The following is a 22,684-nucleotide window of genomic DNA, read 5'->3' as shown; positions in this document are numbered from 1 at the left end:
GAATATTGAAATATATTGTCCTAAAGCGGCGGTGTCCAAGTCGTTATAATGACAAACGTAATGAATAATTTATAAGGTTCAAAGGGCTGTTGATGAGTAAACAAGAATTTAACCATGTCTTTCCATTATCTGTTCGCTGGGGTGACGCAGATGTTTATGGACATATTAATAATGTTGAATTTGTTCGTTATGTTGAATCCGGTCGAGTTGCTTACTGCGAAGAGGTGATGGGCTTAACCCTTAAAGCGGGTATAGAGTCGGGCTGGGTATTAGCGGATATGCAATGTAGGTATCTAAAACAAGTCCATTATCCAGCCTTACTTGAGGTTCATACGCGCATTAGTCAAATGGGTAATAAAAGCGCAACAATGTTAGTCGATATTTATCACAAAGGTGAGGATACTCCCGTACTAACAAGCCGAGGAGTGATAGTTTGGTTTGATATGAAACGTCAACAAACAGCCCCAATTCCCAACGATATTAAAGCAAAAGTTGCTTCTTTTGAACAATCGGTAGAAGGTGTAACGCTACCATGACAAAGAAAAAAACCTTATTATCGTGGAGTAGTGGTAAAGATAGCGCGTGGACACTTTATCAACTTCAGCAAGATGAGGATATTGAACTGCTTGGTTTAGTAACAACGGTCAATCAAACACACCAACGTGTTGCGATGCATGCAGTTCGTGTGGAACTGCTAAAGCAACAAGCGGCGGCGGCAGACCTCCCCTTATATATTATCCCCATTCCATCGCCATGTAGTAATAATGAATATAACCGAGCAATGAGTGCTTTTTTTGAATCCATCGAAAAGCTGGGTGCCACGCATATGGCCTTTGGCGACTTATTTTTAGAGGATATTCGCCAATACCGAATAGACAACTTAAAACCAACTGGGATAGAGCCTTTATTCCCACTCTGGTTGAAACCGACCGATCAACTAGCTCAACAGATGTTAGCAGCTGGCTTAAAAACGCACATTACTTGTATTGACCCTAAGCAGTTGCCAGCCAGTTTTGTAGGGCGTGATTTTAACCAACAGTTTTTAGATGACTTACCGATTGGAGTTGATCCATGCGGTGAAAATGGTGAGTTTCATAGTTTTGCGTATGCTGGCCCGATGTTTAAGTACTCCATTGGGGTGTTGCTGGGTGAAGTCGTGGAACGTGATGGCTTTGTATTTGCCGACTTAATGCCAACCGAGGAGGCAGTATGAATAATTTAACCTTTAGTAATAAATTTGTAAGCCAGTTACCTGCCGATAATGTTAGCGAGAATTACCCGCGGCAGGTTCAGGGAGCTTGTTTTTCATGGGTTAGTCCAAAACAGATGAAGGCGCCATCGCTGGTTTCTTACTCTCTAGAAGCGGCGGCATTATTAGACTTAGATGAAGACGATTGCTTATCAGAACAGTTTCTCAATACTTTTTCAGGGAATGAACAACTCGATGGCATGCAGCCATATGCTACTTGTTACGGCGGCCATCAGTTTGGAAATTGGGCAGGGCAACTGGGCGATGGGCGAGCAATTAATTTAGGAGAAATTGTTAATAAAAAGGGTGAACGTTGGGCTTTGCAGCTTAAAGGAGCCGGGCCAACACCGTACTCTAGAACGGCAGATGGGTTAGCTGTTTTACGCTCTTCGATTAGAGAATTTTTGTGCAGTGAAGCGATGTTTCATCTTGGCGTGCCAACCACGCGGGCACTTAGTCTAGCAAGTACTGGCGAGCATGTTATGCGTGATGTGATGTACAACGGTAACCCAGCGCCTGAACCGGGGGCTGTCGTGTGTAGGCTCGCACCATCCTTTACGCGTTTCGGGCATTTTCAATATTATGCTCAGCAAAACACAGAGCTATTAAAACAGTTTGTTGATTACACGCTTGAAACCGATTTTCCGCACTTACTAGAAAAAGACTCAGTGCCGTCTAAGCAGATTTATCTGAAGTGGTTTGAAGAGGTCTGCAGATTAACTTGCGATATGGTCATAGAATGGATGCGAGTTGGTTTTGTTCACGGGGTCATGAATACCGACAATATGTCGATACTCGGTTTAACCATTGATTATGGTCCCTATGGTTGGCTTGAATCGTATGACCCTAACTGGACACCTAATACCACCGATGCAACACATCATCGTTATGCCTTTGCTCAACAAGCAAAAATAGCGCACTGGAATTTATATCAATTAGCAAATGCGATTTATCCGTTGATTGAGGAGGCAGAACCGTTGGAAAAAGCGCTTAACGAGTATGCTGAGCGTTACGGTCAACAATGGTTATTAATGATGTCTAAAAAGCTCGGTTTCTCGCAGCTTGAAGAAGAGACTGATAGTGAGTTGGTTAAACAATTGCTGTCATTTTTTAGTTTGCATGAAACAGATATGACGATTTTCTTTAGGCGATTAGCAGATATTCAGACAACTTCTGATGACTTTAACGTCGCAACAGCGATAGAGCATTTAAAGCCAGCGTTTTATATTGATGAGCTTGAGCTGCAGGCGAAAGAGGCGATCACCGAGTGGTTAGTTCGCTATGTGAAACGGTGCGAACAAGAGCCGCAAAATGCGGTGCAAAGAAGGGCCTTAATGAACAGCGTTAACCCTAAATATGTATTACGTAATTATTTAGCTCAACTGGCGATCGATAAATCAGAGAAAGGCGATCACAGCATGGTGAATGAGCTCTTAGAGGTTTTAAGGCACCCATATGATGAACAACCTGATAAAGAACACCTCAATCAAAAAAGGCCAGATTGGGCGAAGCATAAAGTAGGTTGTTCTATGCTGTCGTGTAGCTCTTAATTAAGGTTGGTTTTTTTTAGAATAAAGCCAAGCGCTTAAGGTCAGCAAAGCATATATTCCTACGATAAAAGCTAATTGCTGCGGTTGATGCGTAAACTCATAATAAATGATCAGTGCGGTGGCTAAAACAAGCCCGACGATGGAGCTTATTGTTATTAACGGGGAAGCCTTTGTTAGCTGCCGAATTTTAAAGTTTGCATAAGCCATCAATACAGAGACAAGCAAAAACGTAATGCTACCAAACTCAAGAATAATGCGCAGACTTCCAGCTAATATTAATAAAAATGCCATTATCGACATACCGATAATGGACGCAGTGGGTATTTGGCCAGAGCGTTTGGCGAGAATGGCAGGAAAGTAACCATCTTGAGCAATGACGGCCATTTGCCTTGAAGCACCGAATAAGGTGCCACTAATTGCACTACTGGTGGCTAACAGTGCACCAATAATAACAAGGTCTGTGCCCCAGTGGCCGAGTGTGTGATTTGCTCCAGCAGCGAGTGCATATTCTTGGTTCTCGATAATTTCTTCAAATGAGATAGCTAAAATGGCGCCAAGTGAAATCACAACATAAATCAAAATAGCTAAAAAAATAGCAGAATAAATTGATTTTGGAATATTGACCTCAGGCTGTTCCATTTCATTCACCGCATTGATGACTAGTTGAAACCCTTCGTAGGCGACAAAGGTCAGTGATGCCACAATAAGTATTGATAGAAGGCTAGTGTTTTGTTCGTTTTGCAGAAGCTCAGGCAGGGAGGTCTGGCTGTTGTTAATCAGCACAAAGGAGATCACGATTAGGATAATTAATTTGCTATAGACCATAATGTCTTCAATTTTACCCATACCTTTAACGCTCCATATATTGATTAGTGTGAAGCTTAAAATGATCAGTCCAGCAACGATTTTTCGCCCCCATTCATTGTTTGCAAAATCAACAGCACTAACGGCGTAAGAAGAAAAAGTATAGGCATATAAAGCAAGTGTACTGATATAACCAAAAATCACACACCAACCAATTAATGAGGCGGCAAACCGCGATTTGGGAAAGGTTCTTTTGTAAAACGAGTACGTAGCTCCTTCATCTTGGTAGTAAACGCCCAGCTTTATATATGAATAACAGGCTAATAAGGCAATTCCTCCGCCGATAAAGATAGCCACGGGTGTATACGCACCGACCATTGAAACAGAAATGCCCAAAATGGTAAAAATGCCTCCGCCAACCATCCCTCCCAATGCAATGGCAATTAATTCTGGCACGCCAAGAGTTTTTTCTCTTGCTCTATGGATGGTTTTTTTTTCAGCTAGTGTCATGATGGCTATTGATTAGTTAATAACGCTATAGTTTTCGTTGGTAGGTTTTCTATTGTGTTTGGAGCTAATGATTGAAAGGTGTAATAACTATCAATCATTAGAGGGGAATGCGTCAATGAGCTGTGTCAAAAATGATTTAATCTGTTAGCCTGTTTTTTTGTGATTAAAAAAAATTATTAACGTAGATGGCTATCGGATCAACCATTAATAAAGTGTCTTTAAGTATCGCTAATATGGATAGCCATTATTATGCAACTCACGAGTTAACAGTAGCCCAACACCCATCAGAAAATGATTTCAGGTTGATGGTTCGATTAATTGCCTTTATAGCCAATGCTAATGAAAACCTGACATTGACCAAAGGCTTATCAACCGATGATGAGCCGGAATTATGGCAAAAATCATTAACAGGTGAGATTGAATTATGGATTGAGCTTGGGCAGCCAGATGAAAAACGTATCCGTAAGGCTTGTGGACGAGCACAACAAGTGATTATTTATACCTATCACGAAGGTAAGGCGACTGTTTGGTGGCAACAACACGGCGAAAAGTTAGCACGGTTTAAAAATCTCAGTATCGTGCACATTACAGCCAGTGGGGTAGAAGCATTGGCGGGCCGAACGATGAATTTACAGTGTAATATCCAAGACGGTGAAATGTACTTAAGTGATAATGACTTAAATCAAATAGTTAACCTAAAAGGCTATTAAACAGAGTGGGTTCTTAAGAGTTTGCGCTAAGTTTTTGGCCGGTTTGATATAATAATCAACCAAGGCACTGGATTTACGTTCCAGCCAGCTCATTGAGGATACATATGAAAAATCAAGACTACGTTGTTTGTGCGCTCTATCACTTTGTTAGATTAGCTGACCACGCCGCATTAAAACAGCCTTTACTTAAGCTAATGCAACATCAGGGTATTAAGGGTACTTTACTGCTCGCCGCTGAAGGCATTAATGGCACCGTTGCAGGAAAACGCAATGGGATAGACCACCTATTAGGGTGGCTAAGAAATCAAGAAGCGTTTAAAAACCTTGTTCACAAAGAATCGTATGTCGATTCGCAACCGTTTAACCGCACTAAGGTGAAGCTTAAAAAAGAAATCGTCACGATGGGTGTCGAGGATATTGACCCTAACGATATAGTGGGTACGTACGTTAAACCAACACAGTGGAATGCACTGATTAACGACCCTGATGTGTTATTGGTGGATACCCGCAATGACTATGAAGTGGCGATTGGTACATTTAAAGGGGCGCTAAACCCTAAAACGCAAACATTTCGCGAATTTCCTGATTACGTAAAAGAAAATTTAGATGCAACGAAGCATAAAAAAGTAGCGATGTTTTGTACCGGCGGTATTCGTTGTGAAAAATCGACTGCTTATCTCAAACAACAGGGTTTTGATGAGGTGTATCACCTGGAAGGTGGGATACTAAAATACCTTGAGGAAGTGCCAGAGGAGCAAACGCAATGGGAAGGAGAATGTTTTGTCTTCGATAACCGCGTGTCGGTGGATCATCAATTAGAAAAAGGCAGTTTTGATCAGTGTTTTGGTTGCAGAATGCCCATTACCGAAGAAGATAAATTGCATCCGCACTATCAGCAGGGAATCAGTTGCCATCATTGTTTTGATAAAACGGATGAGGAGCAAAAAGCACGGTTTATTGAACGTCAACATCAAATTGAACTGGCAAAACAACGCGGCGAGGAACATATTGGTGGTGAAATGGCTGAATTGATTGAGCAGCATCGGCAAGATAAACTTAAAAAGAAACGCGAAGCCAACAGCGAAACACAGGACACTTAAATGAAAACACCCTTCTTAAAACTGTGTTGATAAATAAAAATGAGGACCCGATAGGGTCTGCGCTGATAAATTTTTATCAAACGCAAGATGATACGCCTATCTTCGTTGATATGGATATTGCAGAGCAAGATACGCTAGCGCCCAGCTATTTTTTCCGTTCCTATGAGCAGTGCCCCGCGTTAGAGCAAGCAGCCCTTCAGTTAGCCTATGGAAAAGTGTTAGATGTAGGCGCAGGTGCAGGCTCACATAGTTTGTATTTGCAGAATCAAGGACTCGATGTGACTGCTTTAGATATATCGCCTCATTCAGTGGCGTTGATGAAAAAGCGCGGTTTATCAACGGTTAAATTGTGTAACTTTTATGATTTACCTGAAGAACCGTTTGATACCTTATTATTATTAATGAATGGAATCGGCTTAGTTGAAACATTAGAGGGCTTTGATGCCTTTTTTTCAAAAGCAAAAAGTTTGTTGGCACCGAATGGACAAATATTGTTAGATAGCTCAGATCTTATCTACCTTTACGAACAAGACGATGGTTCTTACCTGATTGATTTAAATGATAAATATCATGGTGAGGTCGAGTTTAACTTGTCTTATAAAGATATTACTGGAAAGCCATTTAATTGGTTATATGTTGCTGAGGAATTATTACAAGATGCAGCTGACAGAAATGGCTTTAGTTGCGAGATAGTTCAGCAAGGGCCGCACTATGATTATTTAGCTAAGTTAACGTTTATTGATGGCTGAGTTGAACGATAAAACTGCCAAGATAATCATAATGGTTTGTTAGTTTCGCGGCTAATTGAGTGTAAATTGCTAAGAGTGTGATTATGGAAAAGCCTCATCAATGCCCGATTAGTGAGCTCTATCAATCACTTGATAGCCATGAAACAGGCTTGTCAGATGAAGAGGCTGAGCGGCGGCTTAAAATTGTTGGTACGAATGAACTACACGTTCGGCAGCAAACACCTGGCTATATAAAATTCCTCTTACAATTTAAAAATTTCTTTGCCATCTTGCTGATGGTTGGGGGCAGTTTAGCTTTCTTTGCTGATTACTTGGACCCAGAGCAAGGTAACTTTTATATTGGTTGTGCCCTGTATGGCGTGGTATTACTCAACGCTATTTTCACCTTTATACAGGCGTATCAAAGTGAAAAAATCATGCAAAGCTTTCAGAAAATGTTACCAACGATGGTTAATATTGAACGTGAAGGTGAGGTTAAGCAGATCGCCGCTAGCCAAGTGGTTCCTGGTGACATCATGTTGCTGTATGAGGGCGATAAAGTCTCGGCAGATGGGCGCTTAATTCGCGTTAATCAACTGCAAGTCGATATGAGTAGTTTAACGGGTGAAAGTACGCCCGAAACCTTACAGTTAGAGGCTGATAGCGAGAACCCATATCAAAGCCGAAATATGGTGTTTTCAGGTACCTTGGTACAAAGTGGCAATGCTAAGGTGCTGGTTTGTGAAACAGGTATGGCGACTCAAATTGGTAAAATAGTTGAGTTAACCAAGCAGACCTCAAACGTTGAAACTCCCATTGGTAAAGAGCTAAATTACTTCATAAAAATAATCAGCAGTATTGCGATAGTGCTTGGTATTAGCTTTTTTGCCGTGAGCGTGGCGATTGGGAAAGGGGAGATCAGTAGCCTTATTTTTGCGATTGGGATCATCGTCGCGAATGTACCCGAAGGCTTATTGCCAACGGTCACATTAGCACTCACCATGGCCAGTAAACGAATGGCGCGTAAAAATGCGCTGATTAAAAATTTAGAAAGCGTTGAAACACTGGGTAGCACCACCGTTATTTGCACCGATAAAACTGGCACCCTAACGCAGAATAAAATCAGTGTTAACAGCTTGATTACTAACCAACGTGAATACGATACGGAGCTATCGTTGACTGCTGATGATGTGGAATTACAAATAGCCCGTCGAGTGATGACCCTTTGTAATAACGCACACCTAGACAGTGAGCTGAAATACAGTGGTGATTCAACAGAAGTGGCGCTGCTGGCTTACGCAGAAAAGCTAACCTCAATTAAAGACATTGTGCAGACTAAACGCCTAGCTGAAAAGTCGTTTACCTCTGAAGATAAATATATGGTGACGGTTAATGAATCACCAGAGGGCGATCATTTTCATGCCTATTTAAAAGGGGCGCCTGAAGTGGTGATGGCGATGTGTGATCAGATTCATTTAAATGGTCAAAAGGTGGCGTTTACCGATGCTTACCGAAAGCAGGTTGTTGAGCAATACATGTCGCTGGCTGAGCGTGGAGAGCGTGGCTTAGCCTTAGCTTATAGAAACCTCGATAGTGATGGCATCCCAGACGATCATTACGTATTTGTGGCGGTTGTTGGCATGATTGATCCGCCTCGGGCAGAAGTTCCTGAGGCGATCTTAAAGTGTCGGCAGGCTGGCATACGTGTGTTTATGCTAACCGGTGACTTTGGGCCTACAGCTAAAGCGATAGGTAAACAAATTGGCTTGTTTAGTGATAAAGGCAAGGTGCTAAATGGTGATGAATTATCAGCATTAGATGAGGCTGGCTTATCGAGCTTGCTGGATGAAAATGAGTTGATATTTGCGCGTATTACACCAGCTCAAAAGTTGCAAATAGTCCAAGCCTTGCAAAAGAAAGATCAAATTGTCACGGTCACCGGTGATGGGGTGAACGACGCGCCTGCGCTTAAAAATGCAGATATGGGCGTAGCAATGGGCTTGATGGGGACAGATGTCGCGAAAGAAGCGAGTAATATGGTGTTAATGGACGATAACTTTGCCACCATTGTGACGGCGATTGAAGAAGGCCGGACTATTTTTGATAATATCAAAAAGTTTATCGCTTATATTTTAACCAGTAATATTCCTCAAATTCTGCCTTTTATCGCCTATGTTTTGTTGGATATCCCGCTGCCACTCACCGTGGTGTTAATACTGGCGATTGATTTAGGCACCGATATTATTCCAGCGCTGGGCTTAGGTTCAGAAAAGCCTGAAACCGATGTGATGAATAAACCGCCACGTGCGAGACATGAGCGGCTCTTAACGCGAAATTTATTGTTTATGAGCTATGGCATTGTCGGCATGATTCAAGCGGCTGCCGGCTTTTTTAGTTATTTTTATATCCTGCTGGATGGCGGCTGGCAATGGGGCGAGGCGTTGGCCGTATCCGATCCGCTGTATCGACAAGCGATTACTGCTTTTTTTGCGTCCATCATTATCTGCCAAATTGCCGATGTATTAATTTGTCGTACACGACGACAAAGTATCTTAACGGTAGGTATTTTTGCCAATAAACTCGTGTTACTGGGTGTTGTGTCAGAGTTGATCTTATTGGCTTTAATTGCCTATGTACCTTTGATGAATACGTTCTTTGGTACCGCGCCGCTGGAATTATGGGAGTTAAGTTTGAGCATTCCGTTTGCCATTACGATTATTATTGCGGATGAAATACGGCGAGTATTTGTAAGGCGCGAGAATCGGTTTGTATTGAAATGGCTGACATGGTGATACTACTATGCCAAGAATAATGGGTATAAAATCAAACAGAGTGATGAGTTAACATGCTCTAGGGTTGTTTTTGATTGATGACGTTTGTTCTGAGGTCAGTTGATGATTTTGATGTATCAACACTGATTTTGTTCGGCTGCTGGTGATGTTATTAAATAATGTTGAGATTTGAAATCTAGCTCGCTGGGCTGCCAGTACATAATATAGCCACTTAATAAGTCATAAACTAACTAAGCCATAAAATTAATTAAGCTTGAATCCAGATTGTTGAGTTGTTGAGAAACAGTGCCTTCTTTCTTCTTGAGAGAAGGCACTGTTATTTCTTTTGGTGACGCTGTTTTTTAGTTAAAGGCTGGTTTTATTTTGCTTTTTTAAGTAACCAAAAATCAAAAAAACCGGATACGAGGAATACCATAGGAAAGGTTACACCTAACATGGCTGTGGCAATCCATAATTCAAGTTCCCAGCCACCAGTTGGGCCAGAGATTAGCTCATGCCCTACGAATAAATATCCAGCATAACTGTAGACTCGGTACATAACTAAGCCTGCTATAACCGCACAAGCTAATAGCGCAAAACCACGGTAAGGCTGCTTTAGGTTAGGGAAGAGGCTAAATTGCATCATATTGTTAACCAAAAAGGCACCAAAAAGCATGCAGACCGGTACTTGAATCATATAGCTGACCTGTTCCATGCCGATAAAATCAGTAAAAAACCAGCGTACGATGAATGCAAAAAGTAAAACATAGATCGTTCCAATAAGGCCGCGAATAGGCTGCGGGCGGCCCATCGACAGCTTGTTAATAGGCCAAAAGTCAAATAAAGAATGAATAACGATCACCCCTGCCGTTGTGACGGCAAATGTCATAGCAACCCATGAGTCGAATAAGCCTTTCGGGTCAATTTCTGGGTGGTAAAGCGGGTGAACAATCTCGCCGTTGGGTGTAGGAATATGTGCTAATGCGGTGTAGTCAAAAAAGATAAACCAGACTATATAGGCTATGACATACGTGGCCACTAAAGTAACAAGCCCAATGATGACAGGGTTTTTACTCAGTAAAGAAAAAGGCCAAGCATGCCATATCGGAATAAGCCACAAAACAGTCACAACCGTTAGTATCGTATACTGGATAAACATCGGGGTATCGCCATAATTTTGCCCAACCAAGACAGACAATAACAAGGTGAAGAATGCACCTGCAGCAACAGTAATAAGGGTTAAGCAAATGCCTTTTAGTGGCTGTGGCATATCGCCGATTCGTTTGGGTAAGTTGTTATGCCAAAACAAATTTAAAATGACTTGTGTGGGTGTTGCGCACATAAATGCGATACCCACCCAACCGGTAAAAAAGTGTTGCTCAAAAGGTGCAATACAAAGAGCGGCTAGGGTTAATACAACAATGATACCCATGCTCCCTGATAGTAGGGTAGATGAAAGTGACTGGTTTGCTGCTTGAGTGCTCATGAGGCTCCTTTGATATTATTTTTATCACATAACCATAGACTATCTATAAGTCATATTAAAGTTGAATTTAACGATAAATAGGCTCGTGGGTATTAATTAGGGTTACGCCAATCAATACTAGTATTCCAATTCAGCAACGGGCTCAATATTGATGAATACTTCAATAATCAAGCGATAACACTTGTTCAAGTAACGATCCCATAAAGAGGTTTGTAAATAGTTTGCAGAGCAAGTATCGGTTTAAGTGGGGGCTAAAAGGACAGCTGTGTTGCCATCATTAGTGCGATAAAGGAGACGATAAAGGGTCATTTAAGGCTATAACATGTCTTGCGAAACTGATAATAAAAAACTATGTTGGCGATGAATGCTGCAATGGTAAAGTAGCCCTTTAAAACTCGGAACGTTTGATATTTTAATGTTTGAAGAAAAAGCAGAATGTAATCACCTGCCTGAGTTATTGCAACAGTTAAGCAGTGCCATCGAACAATGCCAGCGATTTGAACAGCCTGATGCCATGTCAACCGTGGACAGTTGGACTACAGCATTAAATCGTCCAGTACCTACGCAAGGTATTGGTGCAAAACAGGTGATTAGTGAATTGGGTTTACATGTGATGCCGAATGGGTCGCAACTGGCTAAACCCGGTTGTACATCCTATATAACAACAGCCGCGACGGATATGGGGTCTATTGCGACATTGGCTGGAATAGTGGCATCACCACAACGTGTTGGCATGACCGCTTTTAACCATTTAGAAGAGGTTGCCTTAAATTGGTTAACTGAAATGTTTGATTTGCCAAAGGGTATGCAAGGCGTTTTTAGCAGTGGCGGCTCTACGGCTAATTTAATAGGCTTAGGCGCGGCTAGGCAGTCTGCCTTTGAAAAAGTTGGTTTAGACCCAGCAAATGACGGTGTTCAGCGCGATTGTAAAGTGTATGCCACTGAGCATAGTCACCACACCATACACCGTGCAGCTGCTGTGTTGGGTATGGGGCGAAAGGCGATGGTGCATGTGCCTGTTGATAATATGATGAGGCTTTCACCGAGAGAGCTTAAACGTTTATTAATAGAAGATAAAAAGTCCGATGCATTACCAGTGGCTATTGTGGCTAATGCAGGCAGCACGAACACAGGCTCGATTGACCCTTTGCAAGAAATTGGCGAAATTGCACGTGAACATAATATTTGGTTTCATGTTGATGGTGCTTATGGTTTACCCGGCACATTAGATCCACAAGTACATGAATTATATAAGGGGCTGGCATTAGCCGATTCTATTACTGTTGATGCTCATAAATGGTTAGGTGCACCGGTTGGTATTGGGGCGACTTTTGTGCGCGATGTTCAAGCGCAATATAAAACCTTTAACCAAGGCGAAGCAGCTTACCTAGAAACAACAACGGTAAAAAATGAACACATTGAGAACTCAATGGATACCATTGGTTTTCCGTATCATGATTTAGGTGTTGAGCTATCTGCACCTGCTCGAGGTGCCATTGTATGGGCTTTGATTCGTGAAATTGGTGTAGAGGGAATGAAGGCGCGTGTGTGTCGACACAATGCTATGGCGCGACGTGTTGCTGAACGTGTAGAAAAACACCCTCATTTAGAATTAGCATTAAAGCCGACGTTATCGGTATGTTGTTTCCGTTATGTTAATGAAAAAGTAGATGATTTAAATGGCTTAAATAAAAAAATTCACCGTCAACTAATGAAAAATGGTGCCAATATTCCGAGCACCACCATGGTGGATAATAAGCTGGTTATCCGGCCGTGCTTTTTGGGTGCTAGAACAGATTGGCATCATGCTGATGATTTGGTCAATGAAGTGCTTGAAATTGCTCAGGCACGCATTTAATACTAACTAAAGTAGTTCTTAAATAAGGAGATTGATATGGCTCAACGCTACGATAATATTTTACAAACAATAGGTCATACGCCGGTTGTACGGATCAATAAGCTTGGCCCAAAAGGGGTGAATGTTTTTGCCAAAATAGAAGCGTTTAACCCAATGGGCTCGGTTAAAGATAGGCTGGCCCTCGGTGTTATAGAAGATGCTGAGCGTAAAGGTGAGCTAACGCCAGGTCAAACGATTGTAGAAGCGACCAGTGGCAATACCGGTATTGGTTTAGCAATGGTCTGTGCACAAAAAGGCTACCCATTGGTGATAACCATGGCCGAGAGTTTTAGCGTGGAACGCAGAAAACTGATGCGCTTTTTAGGCGCAAAAGTGGTGCTAACGCCGGCGCATGAAAAAGGCACGGGCATGGTTAAAAAGGCGGAAGAACTCGCGGCTAAAAATGGCTGGTGGCAATCAAAACAGTTTGAAAACCCAGCAAATGCACAAATGCATATGAAAACGACGGCAGAAGAAATTCTAGAAGATTTCTCCGATGTAACGCTTGATTATTGGGTCACCGGTTATGGAACAGGCGGGACGTTAAACGGTGTATCAGCCGTATTAAAAGAAAAAAGCCCAGCAACCAAAGTTATTGTCTGTGAGCCGGTTAATGCCGCCTTATTAGGTGGTGGTATTGCGCAAGTTGAAAACGAAAGCCACCCCAGCTTTAGCCCTCACCCAATACAAGGTTGGACGCCAGACTTTATTCCCGTGTTAACAAAAGAAGTGGTGGATGCTGGCTCACGTATTGATGAACTGCTATCTATCGATGGCAAAGAGGCCATTCAGTGTGCGAAAGATTTAGCGCAACAAGAAGGTGTTTTTGTGGGTATTTCAGCAGGTGCTACCTTGGCTGGTGCTTTGAAAATAGCCGAAACAGCGAAGCCAGGTGCGAATATTTTATGTATGTTGCCAGACACTGGCGAGCGTTACTTAAGTACGCCTTTGTTTGATGATATTTCGATTGAGATGTCAGAGGATGAAATAGCTGTGTCTAAGTCTACACCGGGTTATCAGTTTTAATTCATTATTGGTCTCACGACTAGGGCTTTGCTTATCAAGCAATGAGTTGAAGAGTGACGACTAATAGCCGGTGCAAGTGCTGGATACAGTAGAATGAGCATTTATAGTCAGACACGATGAATTGAATGAATAAGCAAATAGAGTTATTAGCACCCGGCGGCGATGTAGAAGCAATTAAAGGGGCCATTGTTGCCGGTGCAAATGCTGTTTATTGCGGTTTAGATGTTTTTAATGCACGTAATCGCGCAACCAACCTTTCTTTTGATGAGTTGTGTGGCGTATTACGTTTAGCGCATCAGCACGATTGCGAGGTATTTTTAACGCTCAATGTCGTTATATTGGAGCAAGAATTACCAAGCCTAATCAAACTGTTGAATAAATTAGTGAATAGCGGTCTGGATGGCATTATTGTGCAGGACCTTGGCACATTTAATTTAGTAAAGAAGTATTTTCCAAGTCTTGATTTACACGCCTCAACGCAGTTAACGACGCACAATGAAGGGCAAATACAGTTTTTAAGCAAAATTGGCGCTTCTCGGGTTAATTTATCGCGCGAACTAAACCTTGATGAGGTGAAAAGCCTGACCCGTTTTGCACATGATCATGATGTATTAACCGAAGTTTTTGTACACGGTTCGCTTTGTATAGCTTTTTCTGGTCAGTGTTATTCAAGCTCGGTAAGTGTCGGCAACTCTGGTAACCGTGGGCGGTGTAGCCAAGCGTGCCGAGATGAGTATGAAACCACTGCCACGGGCAATAATTTCCCACTTAATTTAAAAGACAATTCAGCCTATTTTGATTTACCTGAATTAGTGGACGCGGGCGTCGACTCGTTAAAAATAGAAGGACGTATTAAGGGTGCGCATTATGTTTATACGGTGGTGGATAGCTGGCGTAAACAAATGGATAAATTTGAACAAACAGGGCGCTTATTAGAAGACGATTCAAATTTACATAAGGTCTTTAATCGTGATTTCACCAATTCCTTTTTAAAGGGTGATCTGACCAAAGACATGTTTATTGATAATCCCAGAGATCACAGTGTTGAACACGCAGTGACGAAAAGCCAGGCTGTATCGATTGTCCATATTCATAAAGCAAAACAAGATTTGTATGAAGATAAAAATAAAATTGGTGATGAATTAGCCGACAAAATTAAAGGCTTAAATATCGATAAGCAGCAATTGAATTTGGTTTTTTCTGGGCAAGTGGGTGAGCCATTAGTGCTAACTATTCAGGTAAAGACTGCAAATGGGCAAGATGAGACAACACATGTGATCGAATCTGCAGAGCCACTGAAAAACCCAACACAGTCAACACTGGATACCAATGCGATCAAGAAGCGTTTTAAAGGCTTCAATAAGGCGAGATATACGATTGAAGCCATAGACTTTAGTCGTTTAGCAGACAATATTAGCCTGCCATTCAAAGAACTGGCACGGCTAAAAAATAAAGCCGCTTTCCTGCTGAATGATTCTGTTGAGATATTGCGGGATGTCGATGTGCCGCCACTGCTCAATCACCCAAAAGTAGAAGAAGGTTCATCGATAGATAAGAAGCCGTCTATGTCTATTTTAATAGCGGATGAGAAAGACCTGCATTTATGTGAGGTAACAGAGGCGGACATTTACTTTAAGTTGCCAGAAAGCTTTAAAAAAGGCTGTACGAAATACATTGATTTATTTCTTCAAAACCCACGTTTAATACCGTGGTTTCCCGCTGTTTTAATTGGTAAAGATTACCAAGAAGCCGTTAATGTCCTAAAACATGTGCGCCCTAAACGTATTGTTACTAATAATACGGGTATTGCCTATAAAGCGTTTGAAATGGGAATAGATTGGGTTGCCGGACCGTTTTTAAACACCACTAATTCATATGCTTTGTTAACCTTGCAAGAAACGCTTAACTGTTCGGGTGCGTTTATTTCTAATGAAATTAATCGTATGCAAATTAAAAATATTGCGCGACCCAAAAATTTCAAATTGCTCTACAGTATTTATCACCCCATTTTAATGATGACCAGTCGACAATGTTTCTTTCAACAAACTGTGGGGTGTAAAAAACCGAGCATTGAAGATGGCTGCATGCTTAAGTGTCAAAAGGCAACGACTATTACCAATGTAAAAGGTGTGTCGTTTGCCATTGATAAGCAAAAAGGTGGCTACCCCAGCATTTACAATGATGAGCAGTTTTTGAACCTAGATGTAGTGAATGATTTGGCTGATTTATTTGATGAATTTTTTATAGATTTAACCAATATCGGTGCAGGGTCAAAAGAAGAGCAGAACAAAAGACAATTGATAGATTCTTTTGAGCAAATAATAAGCGGTCAAAAGGCAGCAAAACAACAGCTTAATCAAATGGTTCCTGTCTCGACGATGGCGCAATATAGACAAGGCTTATAACAAGCAGCTGAGCTTGTAGTATTGGTTGCTTTGTGTATGCAGTAGTTTAAAAATACTGTGCGCTTAAGCAGTTGAACCACTCAAAAAGTATTTTTTTAAAATAGCCCTTCACGCTAAAATTTTAGTGGGAATAACGGTTATACTAATAGGTCATTAGGCTCATCAATAACTGTATTTAAGTATGAAAAAGATATTATTTATCATCGTAACAAGTTCCTTCTTGATCGGTTGTGATGGACAAGATGGTATGGGCTCAAACCCACTAAGGGCTAAGGCACGTGACATTGAGCACCAGCAAGAACAGGCTGCAGGCCGTGAACAAGAAACAGCGTACGGTTCAGCCATCTCCGATTCGTTTAAAAAAAATAGCGAATAGCCGATACCCAAACACACTGGCAGGCTGCGTGTTTGTTGCAAATAATGATACTGGTTTCCTTAGTCTAGGCGTGTAATTAGCATATTTCGCTTTTAGTAGTTGAGTAGTGCTGTTCAACGCCACATGGGTTTAGACATCGAGCTTTAAGGGTAATATAAAGCAGTCAGCCAGCCCATTTTATGTCACCTAAATAGACGATAGCCTAGCTGGGTTTTATCGCCATTTTGCCCAAGGATCCTCAGTATTTTCAGGGCTATAGCTATCTTCGACGGGCGGGCGCTTATTCTCGTGCGTTGTGTGTTGGCCTTTATTATAGGTAGAGGCTTTATTAACACGTTTAGTCTGTAATTGTTCCGCGTCTTCCAAACTTAGGTCAGCTGGTTTCCCGGGCGTTTGATTTGCTGGAACAAGTCGGTCTCTAGGTGGTATTGAGAATTCTTTAGATGATACCTTGGGCAGGTTTTTAAATTCATATAGATAAAATGCCTCAACTTTTTCACGCGCCCAAGTTGTCTTTTTTAGAAACTTAAGGCTCGACGCAATACTCGGGTTAGTCTTAAAGCAATTAATATTCAAATAAGCAAAGAGAATCTCAAAGCCGTAATGCTCAACGATCTCGAGCAGCAGGTTCTTTAAACTAAGGCCATGCAGCGGGTTATTTGTGTAATCAATTGGGTCATTCATGATATTTGTCTTAATCAGGTGGGTTAGGCCTCCATTATACCTGTCAGCAACCGGCGATAGAGTGAAGCGATAAGACTTTTCGTTTAGCTGTACTAACACAGCCGGCACTACCGAGAAAATCGCTACATCATATGTTCAATGCTATTAAATACGGCCTGCTTAATAAATGCTTGGTCAGCTGGAGTCGCATGGCATAGGCACCCAAATAAGCAAACCGTATTAGGGTAGAGCAGGGCTAATTAAGTGATGAAAAGCGTGAACTAGTATTACATGCGATTAACCGCCATTTCATAATTAAAGATTGGGCAAAGTATTTTAGTTCAGGGCTGGCATCGGTGTGATCATTAATCATACAGAGGTGTTGATAGGTTGCTTGAGCAAATTTTAACTCCCTAGTTTGTGCATATTTGGTTGTTAAAAACAAAACAGTCGTCTGTAGTTTTTCAATGCTTATGTTTGTCGCCATATCTGCAATGTTTGATGAAGGGTCTAATGGTGTGCTATTGGATTTCATACAAATACCTTTTTTGTTAATGAGAATGATTATCATTAATATTTAAAACAAATGGATTGGCGCTGTCAAGAGAATACTTTTAATAATCTTATTGCTAATGATAATGATTCGTATTCCTATTCATTAAAATTATGGAGAGGGATTAATTTTATGAAAAAGTTGTATGCAGTCAGTCTATTGACGTTAGCCAGTGGTGCTTCAGTGGCAGGAGAAAACCAATGGCTATATGCAAAAGGTACAGACACGAGGCCGCAAGGGAGTTATGAGTTCAAACTGAGTGACACAATTAAAGTTGGAAAAAACTCAGGTGATTATGTTGCACATGATATTAGGCCAGAAATTGAGTATGGAATAACGGATAAATTAACTGTAAGCGCTGAGCTGGTGTTTTTTGATCATAACTACTCACTGAATAATTCAGACAATGACCCTATGTTTAGTACACAGGGAGGGGCTGGCAAGCGCTTTGATAAATTTCAGTTTGCAGGGTATGAAGCGGCGCTTAAATATAATATTTTGAGCCCTTATAAAGATGTCATGGGTTTATCTGTAGGCTTGGCTTTTGAGCATAGAGATGCGTACAGATTAGATGGCGCAGATATCGATCAAGATTCGTTAACAACGACATTCTATTTTCAAAAAGACTTTTTAGATGACACACTTATATTTGTTGTTAACCCTAAGGTAGAGCTTGAAAGAAGAAAGTCCCCCGATGTATTAGAGGAAGAGATTTCATTAGAGTTGATGGCGGCTGTTTCATATCGATTTATGCCTAAATGGACGGTCGGCCTTGAGTATCGCTCTCAATCTGATTATTTAAGTGTGCAAGAAAACGGAGAATTCGAAGAAGGTGTGCAGCGCTCTAGTTTTGATTTAACAGATTTTAGATTAGGCGATAGGTATCAAAGTGGCCAATACATAGGTCCAACGCTTCATTATGCGACTCAGCGATGGTGGGCAACAGGCGGTGTGTTGTTTCAGTTCCAAGGGGGCGGCGGCTTTAGTGAAGATGGTAAAAACTTTGATGAGCATGAGAAATACCATGCCGGCGTATCATTCGGTTATGAGTTTTAATGCAAGCGTTAAACGTAAAGTGCATACTCGGCTTTATGCTGTTAAGCCTGATTTCAACAGGACACGCGGAAACTTTTTTAACGGTTGAGCAAGCAAAAGGTGAGTTATTTTCTAACACACCGATGAAAAAAATGGATTTAACATTATCTAACGCTCAAGTTGAGGCAATAGAAGATGCGTCGGATATGCGTGTGCTGAGTAATAAATTGAATGCATGGAAAACACAAAGCAACGAGTGGTTTCTTGTAGACCAAGTTATTGGTAAGCATGAAATGATTGATATGGCTGTGGGTATCGATAGTTCAGGCAAGATAAAGGGGCTTAGGGTACTGCGTTATGTTGAAAGTTATGGCAGTGAAGTTCGATATATTAAATGGTTAGATCAGTTTAATGGTCGGGATAGTTCTGAAAAATTATTGTTAGATAAGCAGATTGACAATATTTCGGGTGCAACGCTGTCATGCCGACATATTACCGATGGAGTAAACCGTTGGACGCATACTTGGCAACAAGTCTTACAGCACTTGTAATACCTACTCGTTTAACAATTAATTTAGTAATAAATATGAGTTATTTACGTCATGGTAACTGTCTATTTCCCTAAACCATATCGTTACGGCCTTTATAGTTTGTTTTTCTTAAGTTGGTTCTCGGGCAGTGGGTTTTTTATTCTTAAAACCTGGTTTCTTCAAGAAGGCAAATATGGACTGGTAAAACATGCTTGGCAATACCCTGCATTGCAAGTTCACGGTGCAATGGCATTTTTAATGATGATTGGCGTGGGCTTTGTTATAGGAGCCCACCTACCCAAAAGTTGGAAAACAAAACAGAAAAGAAAGACAGGTATTTTGCTGCTTACCATGCCCTGCCTTTTGATAATTAGTGGCTATTTATTGTATTACGTAGCAGAAGATACGTTACGACAATGGCTTGAGTACACCCACTTAGCGATAGGTCTCGTGTTGCCTGTCAGTTTATCTCTTCATGTGTTGTTGAAAGTTAAACAGAAAAATGAAAAGCGAAATAATGAAAGTAAATTGGAAAAAATTTAATCGGAAAACGCATTATTGGGGATCAATTTTATGTGCCTTACCTATTTTGGTTGTTATAGGCTCAGGCGTCTTGTTGCTGCTCAAAAAAGATGTAGATTGGATCCAGCCGCCCAGCACTCGCGGAGTGAGTTCTGTTCCTTCAATTACTTTTGATGAAATTCTAGCAACTTCAAAAACAGTAAAACAAGCAAAGGTTAACGGTTGGGCGGATATTGACCGACTGGATGTAAGGCCCAATAAAGGCATTGTTAAAGTTCGAGCGAAGAGCGATTGGGAAATTCAAATAGACACTCAATCTAATGAAATATTGCAAGTGGCCCATCGCCGGTCAGATTTCATTGAGTCAATTCATGATGGTACGTTCTTTCATGATGCTGTAAAGCTATGGGTTTTTTTACCTAGCTCATTGATTTTATTTGTTTTGTGGGTAACGGGGCTATATTTGTTTTTAACGATGCATTTTAAAAAAAGAAGCAGAAAGCGGATAACACACACTGCAGGATAAAAGATTGGTGTTTATATGTTCGTTAACTTAAATCGATTCATATTAATGAGCCTTGTTGTTTGGTGCTTTTCTTTTAGCTGCTTAGCAACTGAAAGCCAGTTAAAAGTGAATAAAAAAGCCGTCATAAAAGGAGTGGCTTTTAAAGGTGATATAGAAGCCCGAAGAGATAAAGGCATATTGCATAGAAAGCATGCAGATATTGGCGTGAGACTTCCTTTGGCGATAAAAGACTTAACACTAGGTGTTCATTATCGAAGGGTTTATAGCTTAGAAGAAGATGGTTGGGCGCTAGAAAATAGGCCCTATGTTCAATTAGAGCAAAAATTCAAAGGGAACAATAAGCTTGATTGGAGATTGAGAGTTCGCCAAGAATTTAGAGATCGAGAAGGAAAAGGACACTCTAAACGCAGCCGAGTGAGAGCTAAGGTTGTATTACCCAAGCGAATTTTTAATGCTAAACCGTTTGTGAGCCATGAATATTATTATGATTTAACGGCGCATCAATTATCGCAAACACGGGTAGACATGGGTGTTACCTTCGATAAATTCAAAACATTGGTGCCGCAACTATCTTTTAAAATAGTGGCAAAGCAAAAGGATAAATGGCAAACCTCATCGGCAATCGTGTTGAGCCTGGCCTTTTAAAAGCAGTTATTAAGGAAGTGAGATAACAATTTCATTGCCTTGTTCAGAAAGTTCAAGCGCAAGAAGGTTTTTATCAGCGGGCCCTTGAAGAACCGTCCCCTGTTTATCAAATTTAGCACCATGACAGGGGCAAACTAGCTTGTCTGGCGCCACAGAAACGGTGCACTTTTGGTGTGTACAGCTTAAGAGCAAGGCAACATATTTTCCATTTTTTTGTTGATGTAGAAAGATCGGTGCCTTGACAGTCGTGGCCTGCAAAATAGCAAAGTCATCGTTTTCTAATACAGTTTTATGAGCAATTATTTTATTGTTTTGCTGCGTTTTTAAAAGAGTGGTTTTGATATTGGGTGATGTTTGGCAGCCCACTAATAAGGAGGCGCCGCAGCTACTTGCTAAGGCGAAGCTGCTGGATTTTTTAATAAAAGATCGCCTATCCATTTAAGGTGCTCCCTAGTTTAATAATGTGTACAGTTTGCCTTATCTATTTGATAGCTTAGTTTCTTTGTAGCGCAGCGATGCGTTCTTCAAGCGGTGGGTGAGACATAAAGAGTTTTTTGACTTGTCCACCATTAATACCAAAAGCGGCTAATTCTTCTGGCATATCAGTTGGCTCATGACTACGCTGTAGGGCTTTTAATGCGTTAATCATTTTTTGTTTGCCGGCTAAATTGGCGCCGCCTTTATCGGCATGAAACTCACGATAGCGCGAGAACCACATAACAAGCATGGAGGCTAAAAAGGATAACACGACCTGAGCTAACATTTGGGTCACAAAATAACCAATGCCATGCCCACGTTCATTTTTAAGAATGACCCTATCCACAATATGACCAATGACAGAGGCAAAGAAATATACAAAAGTATTCACCACACCTTGCATCAATGCCATCGTGATCATATCACCATTGGCAACATGGCTGACTTCATGCCCAAGCACGGCTTCTACTTCATCTCTGTTCATTGCATTAAGTAAACCAGTACTCACGGCCACTAAAGCATCATTCTTATTCATCCCAGTTGCAAAGGCATTGGGTGTAGGGTTATTAAAAATGCCGACTTCTGGCATACCAATGCCTGCTTTTTCCGCCTGTTTTGAGACCACAGAAACAAGCCATTGCTCTGTTGAATTTTTAGGCTGATCAATAACCTGAACACCCATGGAGCGTTTTGCCATGGATTTTGACATGGCCAAGGAAATGACCGAACCGGTCATGCCAACGATCAGAGAGATAATTAATAAAGCATTCAGGTCTAAATCGACCCCATTTGCCTGCAAAGTACCTGATAAACCAAATAGGCTAAATACCAAGCTGATAACGACCATAATGGCTACATTAGTGGCTAAAAATAAAGCAATTCGAGTCATGATAATAAGATCCTTAAACTGTATGTAAGACGTATATTGGGGTTGATAAAGCTTAAATTCAAGTCGTGCATTGTCGGTTGGTTGCTTGGTATGCGAAAAATCTAAAAAAGCAACAAATAGGGGGCTTTAAAGCGTCACCTTATCAACATTTAAAAGGTAGTTAATTTAACCATAGGTAACAGGCGCGCAGCACCGTGATGGGGTAATTTGACGGAGTTTTATTTTTGAGAAA

The 22,684-nt window shown here is 41.2% G+C and carries 22 protein-coding genes; 16 read left to right on the top strand and 6 right to left on the bottom strand.

Annotated elements, in window-relative coordinates:
- The first annotated feature begins 92 nt into the window (after window positions 1–92).
- Genes Q91_RS08235 through Q91_RS08225 form a run of 3 tightly spaced genes read left to right on the top strand, consistent with a single transcriptional unit; the run spans window position 93 to window position 2,799 of the window.
- On the top strand, window positions 93–536 hold the full coding sequence (locus tag Q91_RS08235) for a thioesterase family protein (protein WP_015006429.1): 444 nt from the start codon (window positions 93–95) through the stop codon (window positions 534–536).
- Complete coding sequence (locus tag Q91_RS08230) at window positions 533–1,213, top strand: ATPase (RefSeq protein ID WP_015006428.1); 681 nt, start codon at window positions 533–535, stop codon at window positions 1,211–1,213. The genes Q91_RS08235 and Q91_RS08230 overlap by 4 nt, the downstream gene beginning before the upstream one ends.
- On the top strand, window positions 1,210–2,799 hold the full coding sequence (locus Q91_RS08225; protein WP_015006427.1) for a YdiU family protein: 1,590 nt from the start codon (window positions 1,210–1,212) through the stop codon (window positions 2,797–2,799). The genes Q91_RS08230 and Q91_RS08225 overlap by 4 nt, the downstream gene beginning before the upstream one ends.
- On the opposite strand, the gene Q91_RS08220 is transcribed toward Q91_RS08225, so the two are convergent.
- On the bottom strand, window positions 2,800–4,113 hold the full coding sequence (locus Q91_RS08220) for an APC family permease (protein WP_015006426.1): 1,314 nt from the start codon (window positions 4,111–4,113) through the stop codon (window positions 2,800–2,802). It lies immediately after the preceding gene.
- 185 nt (window positions 4,114–4,298) lie between these two features.
- On the opposite strand from Q91_RS08220, the gene Q91_RS08215 reads away from it, so the two are divergent.
- The 4 genes from Q91_RS08215 to Q91_RS08200 all read left to right on the top strand — a co-directional run bounded on the left by Q91_RS08215 (window position 4,299) and on the right by Q91_RS08200 (window position 9,443).
- Window positions 4,299–4,823, top strand: a complete 525-nt coding sequence (locus tag Q91_RS08215) for a YaeQ family protein (RefSeq protein WP_015006425.1) — start codon at window positions 4,299–4,301, stop codon at window positions 4,821–4,823.
- A 104-nt stretch (window positions 4,824–4,927) separates the two neighbouring features.
- Window positions 4,928–5,923 carry a rhodanese-related sulfurtransferase gene (locus Q91_RS08210; RefSeq protein ID WP_015006424.1) on the top strand — a complete coding sequence of 332 codons (996 nt, stop codon included), beginning with the start codon at window positions 4,928–4,930 and terminating at the stop codon, window positions 5,921–5,923.
- Between the two features lie 23 nt (window positions 5,924–5,946).
- Window positions 5,947–6,672, top strand: a complete 726-nt coding sequence (locus Q91_RS08205; RefSeq protein ID WP_015006423.1) for a bifunctional 2-polyprenyl-6-hydroxyphenol methylase/3-demethylubiquinol 3-O-methyltransferase UbiG — start codon at window positions 5,947–5,949, stop codon at window positions 6,670–6,672.
- Window positions 6,673–6,755: 83 nt separating this feature from the next.
- A complete protein-coding gene (locus Q91_RS08200) occupies window positions 6,756–9,443 on the top strand; it encodes an HAD-IC family P-type ATPase (protein ID WP_015006422.1) in 2,688 nt (895 codons plus the stop codon).
- 358 nt (window positions 9,444–9,801) lie between these two features.
- Here Q91_RS08200 and Q91_RS08195 read toward each other — a convergent pair whose 3' ends face one another.
- Window positions 9,802–10,908: a hypothetical protein gene (locus Q91_RS08195; protein WP_015006421.1), complete on the bottom strand. Its 1,107-nt coding sequence runs from the start codon at window positions 10,906–10,908 to the stop codon at window positions 9,802–9,804.
- A 415-nt stretch (window positions 10,909–11,323) separates the two neighbouring features.
- Between Q91_RS08195 and Q91_RS08190 the strand changes: the two genes are divergently transcribed.
- The 4 genes from Q91_RS08190 to Q91_RS08175 all read left to right on the top strand — a co-directional run bounded on the left by Q91_RS08190 (window position 11,324) and on the right by Q91_RS08175 (window position 16,612).
- Window positions 11,324–12,766 (top strand): aminotransferase class V-fold PLP-dependent enzyme, encoded by a 1,443-nt coding sequence (locus tag Q91_RS08190; RefSeq protein WP_015006420.1) that lies wholly within the window; start codon window positions 11,324–11,326, stop codon window positions 12,764–12,766.
- 36 nt (window positions 12,767–12,802) lie between these two features.
- Window positions 12,803–13,831, top strand: coding sequence for a cysteine synthase A (gene cysK / locus Q91_RS08185; RefSeq protein WP_015006419.1), 1,029 nt, complete (start codon window positions 12,803–12,805; stop codon window positions 13,829–13,831).
- 125 nt (window positions 13,832–13,956) lie between these two features.
- Window positions 13,957–16,236 carry a peptidase U32 family protein gene (locus Q91_RS08180; RefSeq protein ID WP_015006418.1) on the top strand — a complete coding sequence of 760 codons (2,280 nt, stop codon included), beginning with the start codon at window positions 13,957–13,959 and terminating at the stop codon, window positions 16,234–16,236.
- Window positions 16,237–16,417: 181 nt separating this feature from the next.
- Window positions 16,418–16,612, top strand: coding sequence for a hypothetical protein (locus Q91_RS08175; protein WP_016389980.1), 195 nt, complete (start codon window positions 16,418–16,420; stop codon window positions 16,610–16,612).
- Window positions 16,613–16,825: 213 nt separating this feature from the next.
- On the opposite strand, the gene Q91_RS08170 is transcribed toward Q91_RS08175, so the two are convergent.
- Both Q91_RS08170 and Q91_RS08165 read right to left on the bottom strand, forming a co-directional pair.
- Window positions 16,826–17,296, bottom strand: a complete 471-nt coding sequence (locus Q91_RS08170) for a VF530 family DNA-binding protein (protein ID WP_015006416.1) — start codon at window positions 17,294–17,296, stop codon at window positions 16,826–16,828.
- 235 nt (window positions 17,297–17,531) lie between these two features.
- Window positions 17,532–17,810, bottom strand: a complete 279-nt coding sequence (locus tag Q91_RS08165; protein WP_015006415.1) for a hypothetical protein — start codon at window positions 17,808–17,810, stop codon at window positions 17,532–17,534.
- Between the two features lie 150 nt (window positions 17,811–17,960).
- Between Q91_RS08165 and Q91_RS08160 the strand changes: the two genes are divergently transcribed.
- The 5 genes from Q91_RS08160 to Q91_RS08140 are packed head-to-tail and all read left to right on the top strand — an operon-like array spanning window position 17,961 to window position 21,086.
- Window positions 17,961–18,884, top strand: coding sequence for a DUF6662 family protein (locus Q91_RS08160; RefSeq protein WP_015006414.1), 924 nt, complete (start codon window positions 17,961–17,963; stop codon window positions 18,882–18,884).
- Window positions 18,884–19,414 (top strand): FMN-binding protein, encoded by a 531-nt coding sequence (locus Q91_RS08155; protein WP_015006413.1) that lies wholly within the window; start codon window positions 18,884–18,886, stop codon window positions 19,412–19,414. The genes Q91_RS08160 and Q91_RS08155 overlap by 1 nt, the downstream gene beginning before the upstream one ends.
- A 51-nt stretch (window positions 19,415–19,465) precedes the next feature.
- Window positions 19,466–19,936 (top strand): hypothetical protein, encoded by a 471-nt coding sequence (locus Q91_RS08150; protein ID WP_015006412.1) that lies wholly within the window; start codon window positions 19,466–19,468, stop codon window positions 19,934–19,936.
- Window positions 19,911–20,441: a PepSY-associated TM helix domain-containing protein gene (locus tag Q91_RS08145; protein WP_015006411.1), complete on the top strand. Its 531-nt coding sequence runs from the start codon at window positions 19,911–19,913 to the stop codon at window positions 20,439–20,441. The genes Q91_RS08150 and Q91_RS08145 overlap by 26 nt, the downstream gene beginning before the upstream one ends.
- Before the next feature lie 45 nt (window positions 20,442–20,486).
- Complete coding sequence (locus Q91_RS08140; RefSeq protein ID WP_238538323.1) at window positions 20,487–21,086, top strand: DUF2490 domain-containing protein; 600 nt, start codon at window positions 20,487–20,489, stop codon at window positions 21,084–21,086.
- A 9-nt stretch (window positions 21,087–21,095) separates the two neighbouring features.
- On the opposite strand, the gene Q91_RS08135 is transcribed toward Q91_RS08140, so the two are convergent.
- Window positions 21,096–21,524, bottom strand: coding sequence for a ubiquinol-cytochrome c reductase iron-sulfur subunit (locus tag Q91_RS08135; RefSeq protein ID WP_015006409.1), 429 nt, complete (start codon window positions 21,522–21,524; stop codon window positions 21,096–21,098).
- A 55-nt stretch (window positions 21,525–21,579) separates the two neighbouring features.
- Complete coding sequence (gene htpX / locus Q91_RS08130; protein WP_015006408.1) at window positions 21,580–22,452, bottom strand: protease HtpX; 873 nt, start codon at window positions 22,450–22,452, stop codon at window positions 21,580–21,582.
- Between the last annotated feature and the right edge of the window lie 232 nt (window positions 22,453–22,684).

Source organism: Cycloclasticus sp. P1 (assembly GCF_000299965.1).
GTDB lineage: Bacteria > Pseudomonadota > Gammaproteobacteria > Methylococcales > Cycloclasticaceae > Cycloclasticus > Cycloclasticus pugetii.
The sequence above is the reverse complement of the archived record's forward strand: the minus strand, read 5'-3'. Positions and strand labels throughout refer to the sequence as shown.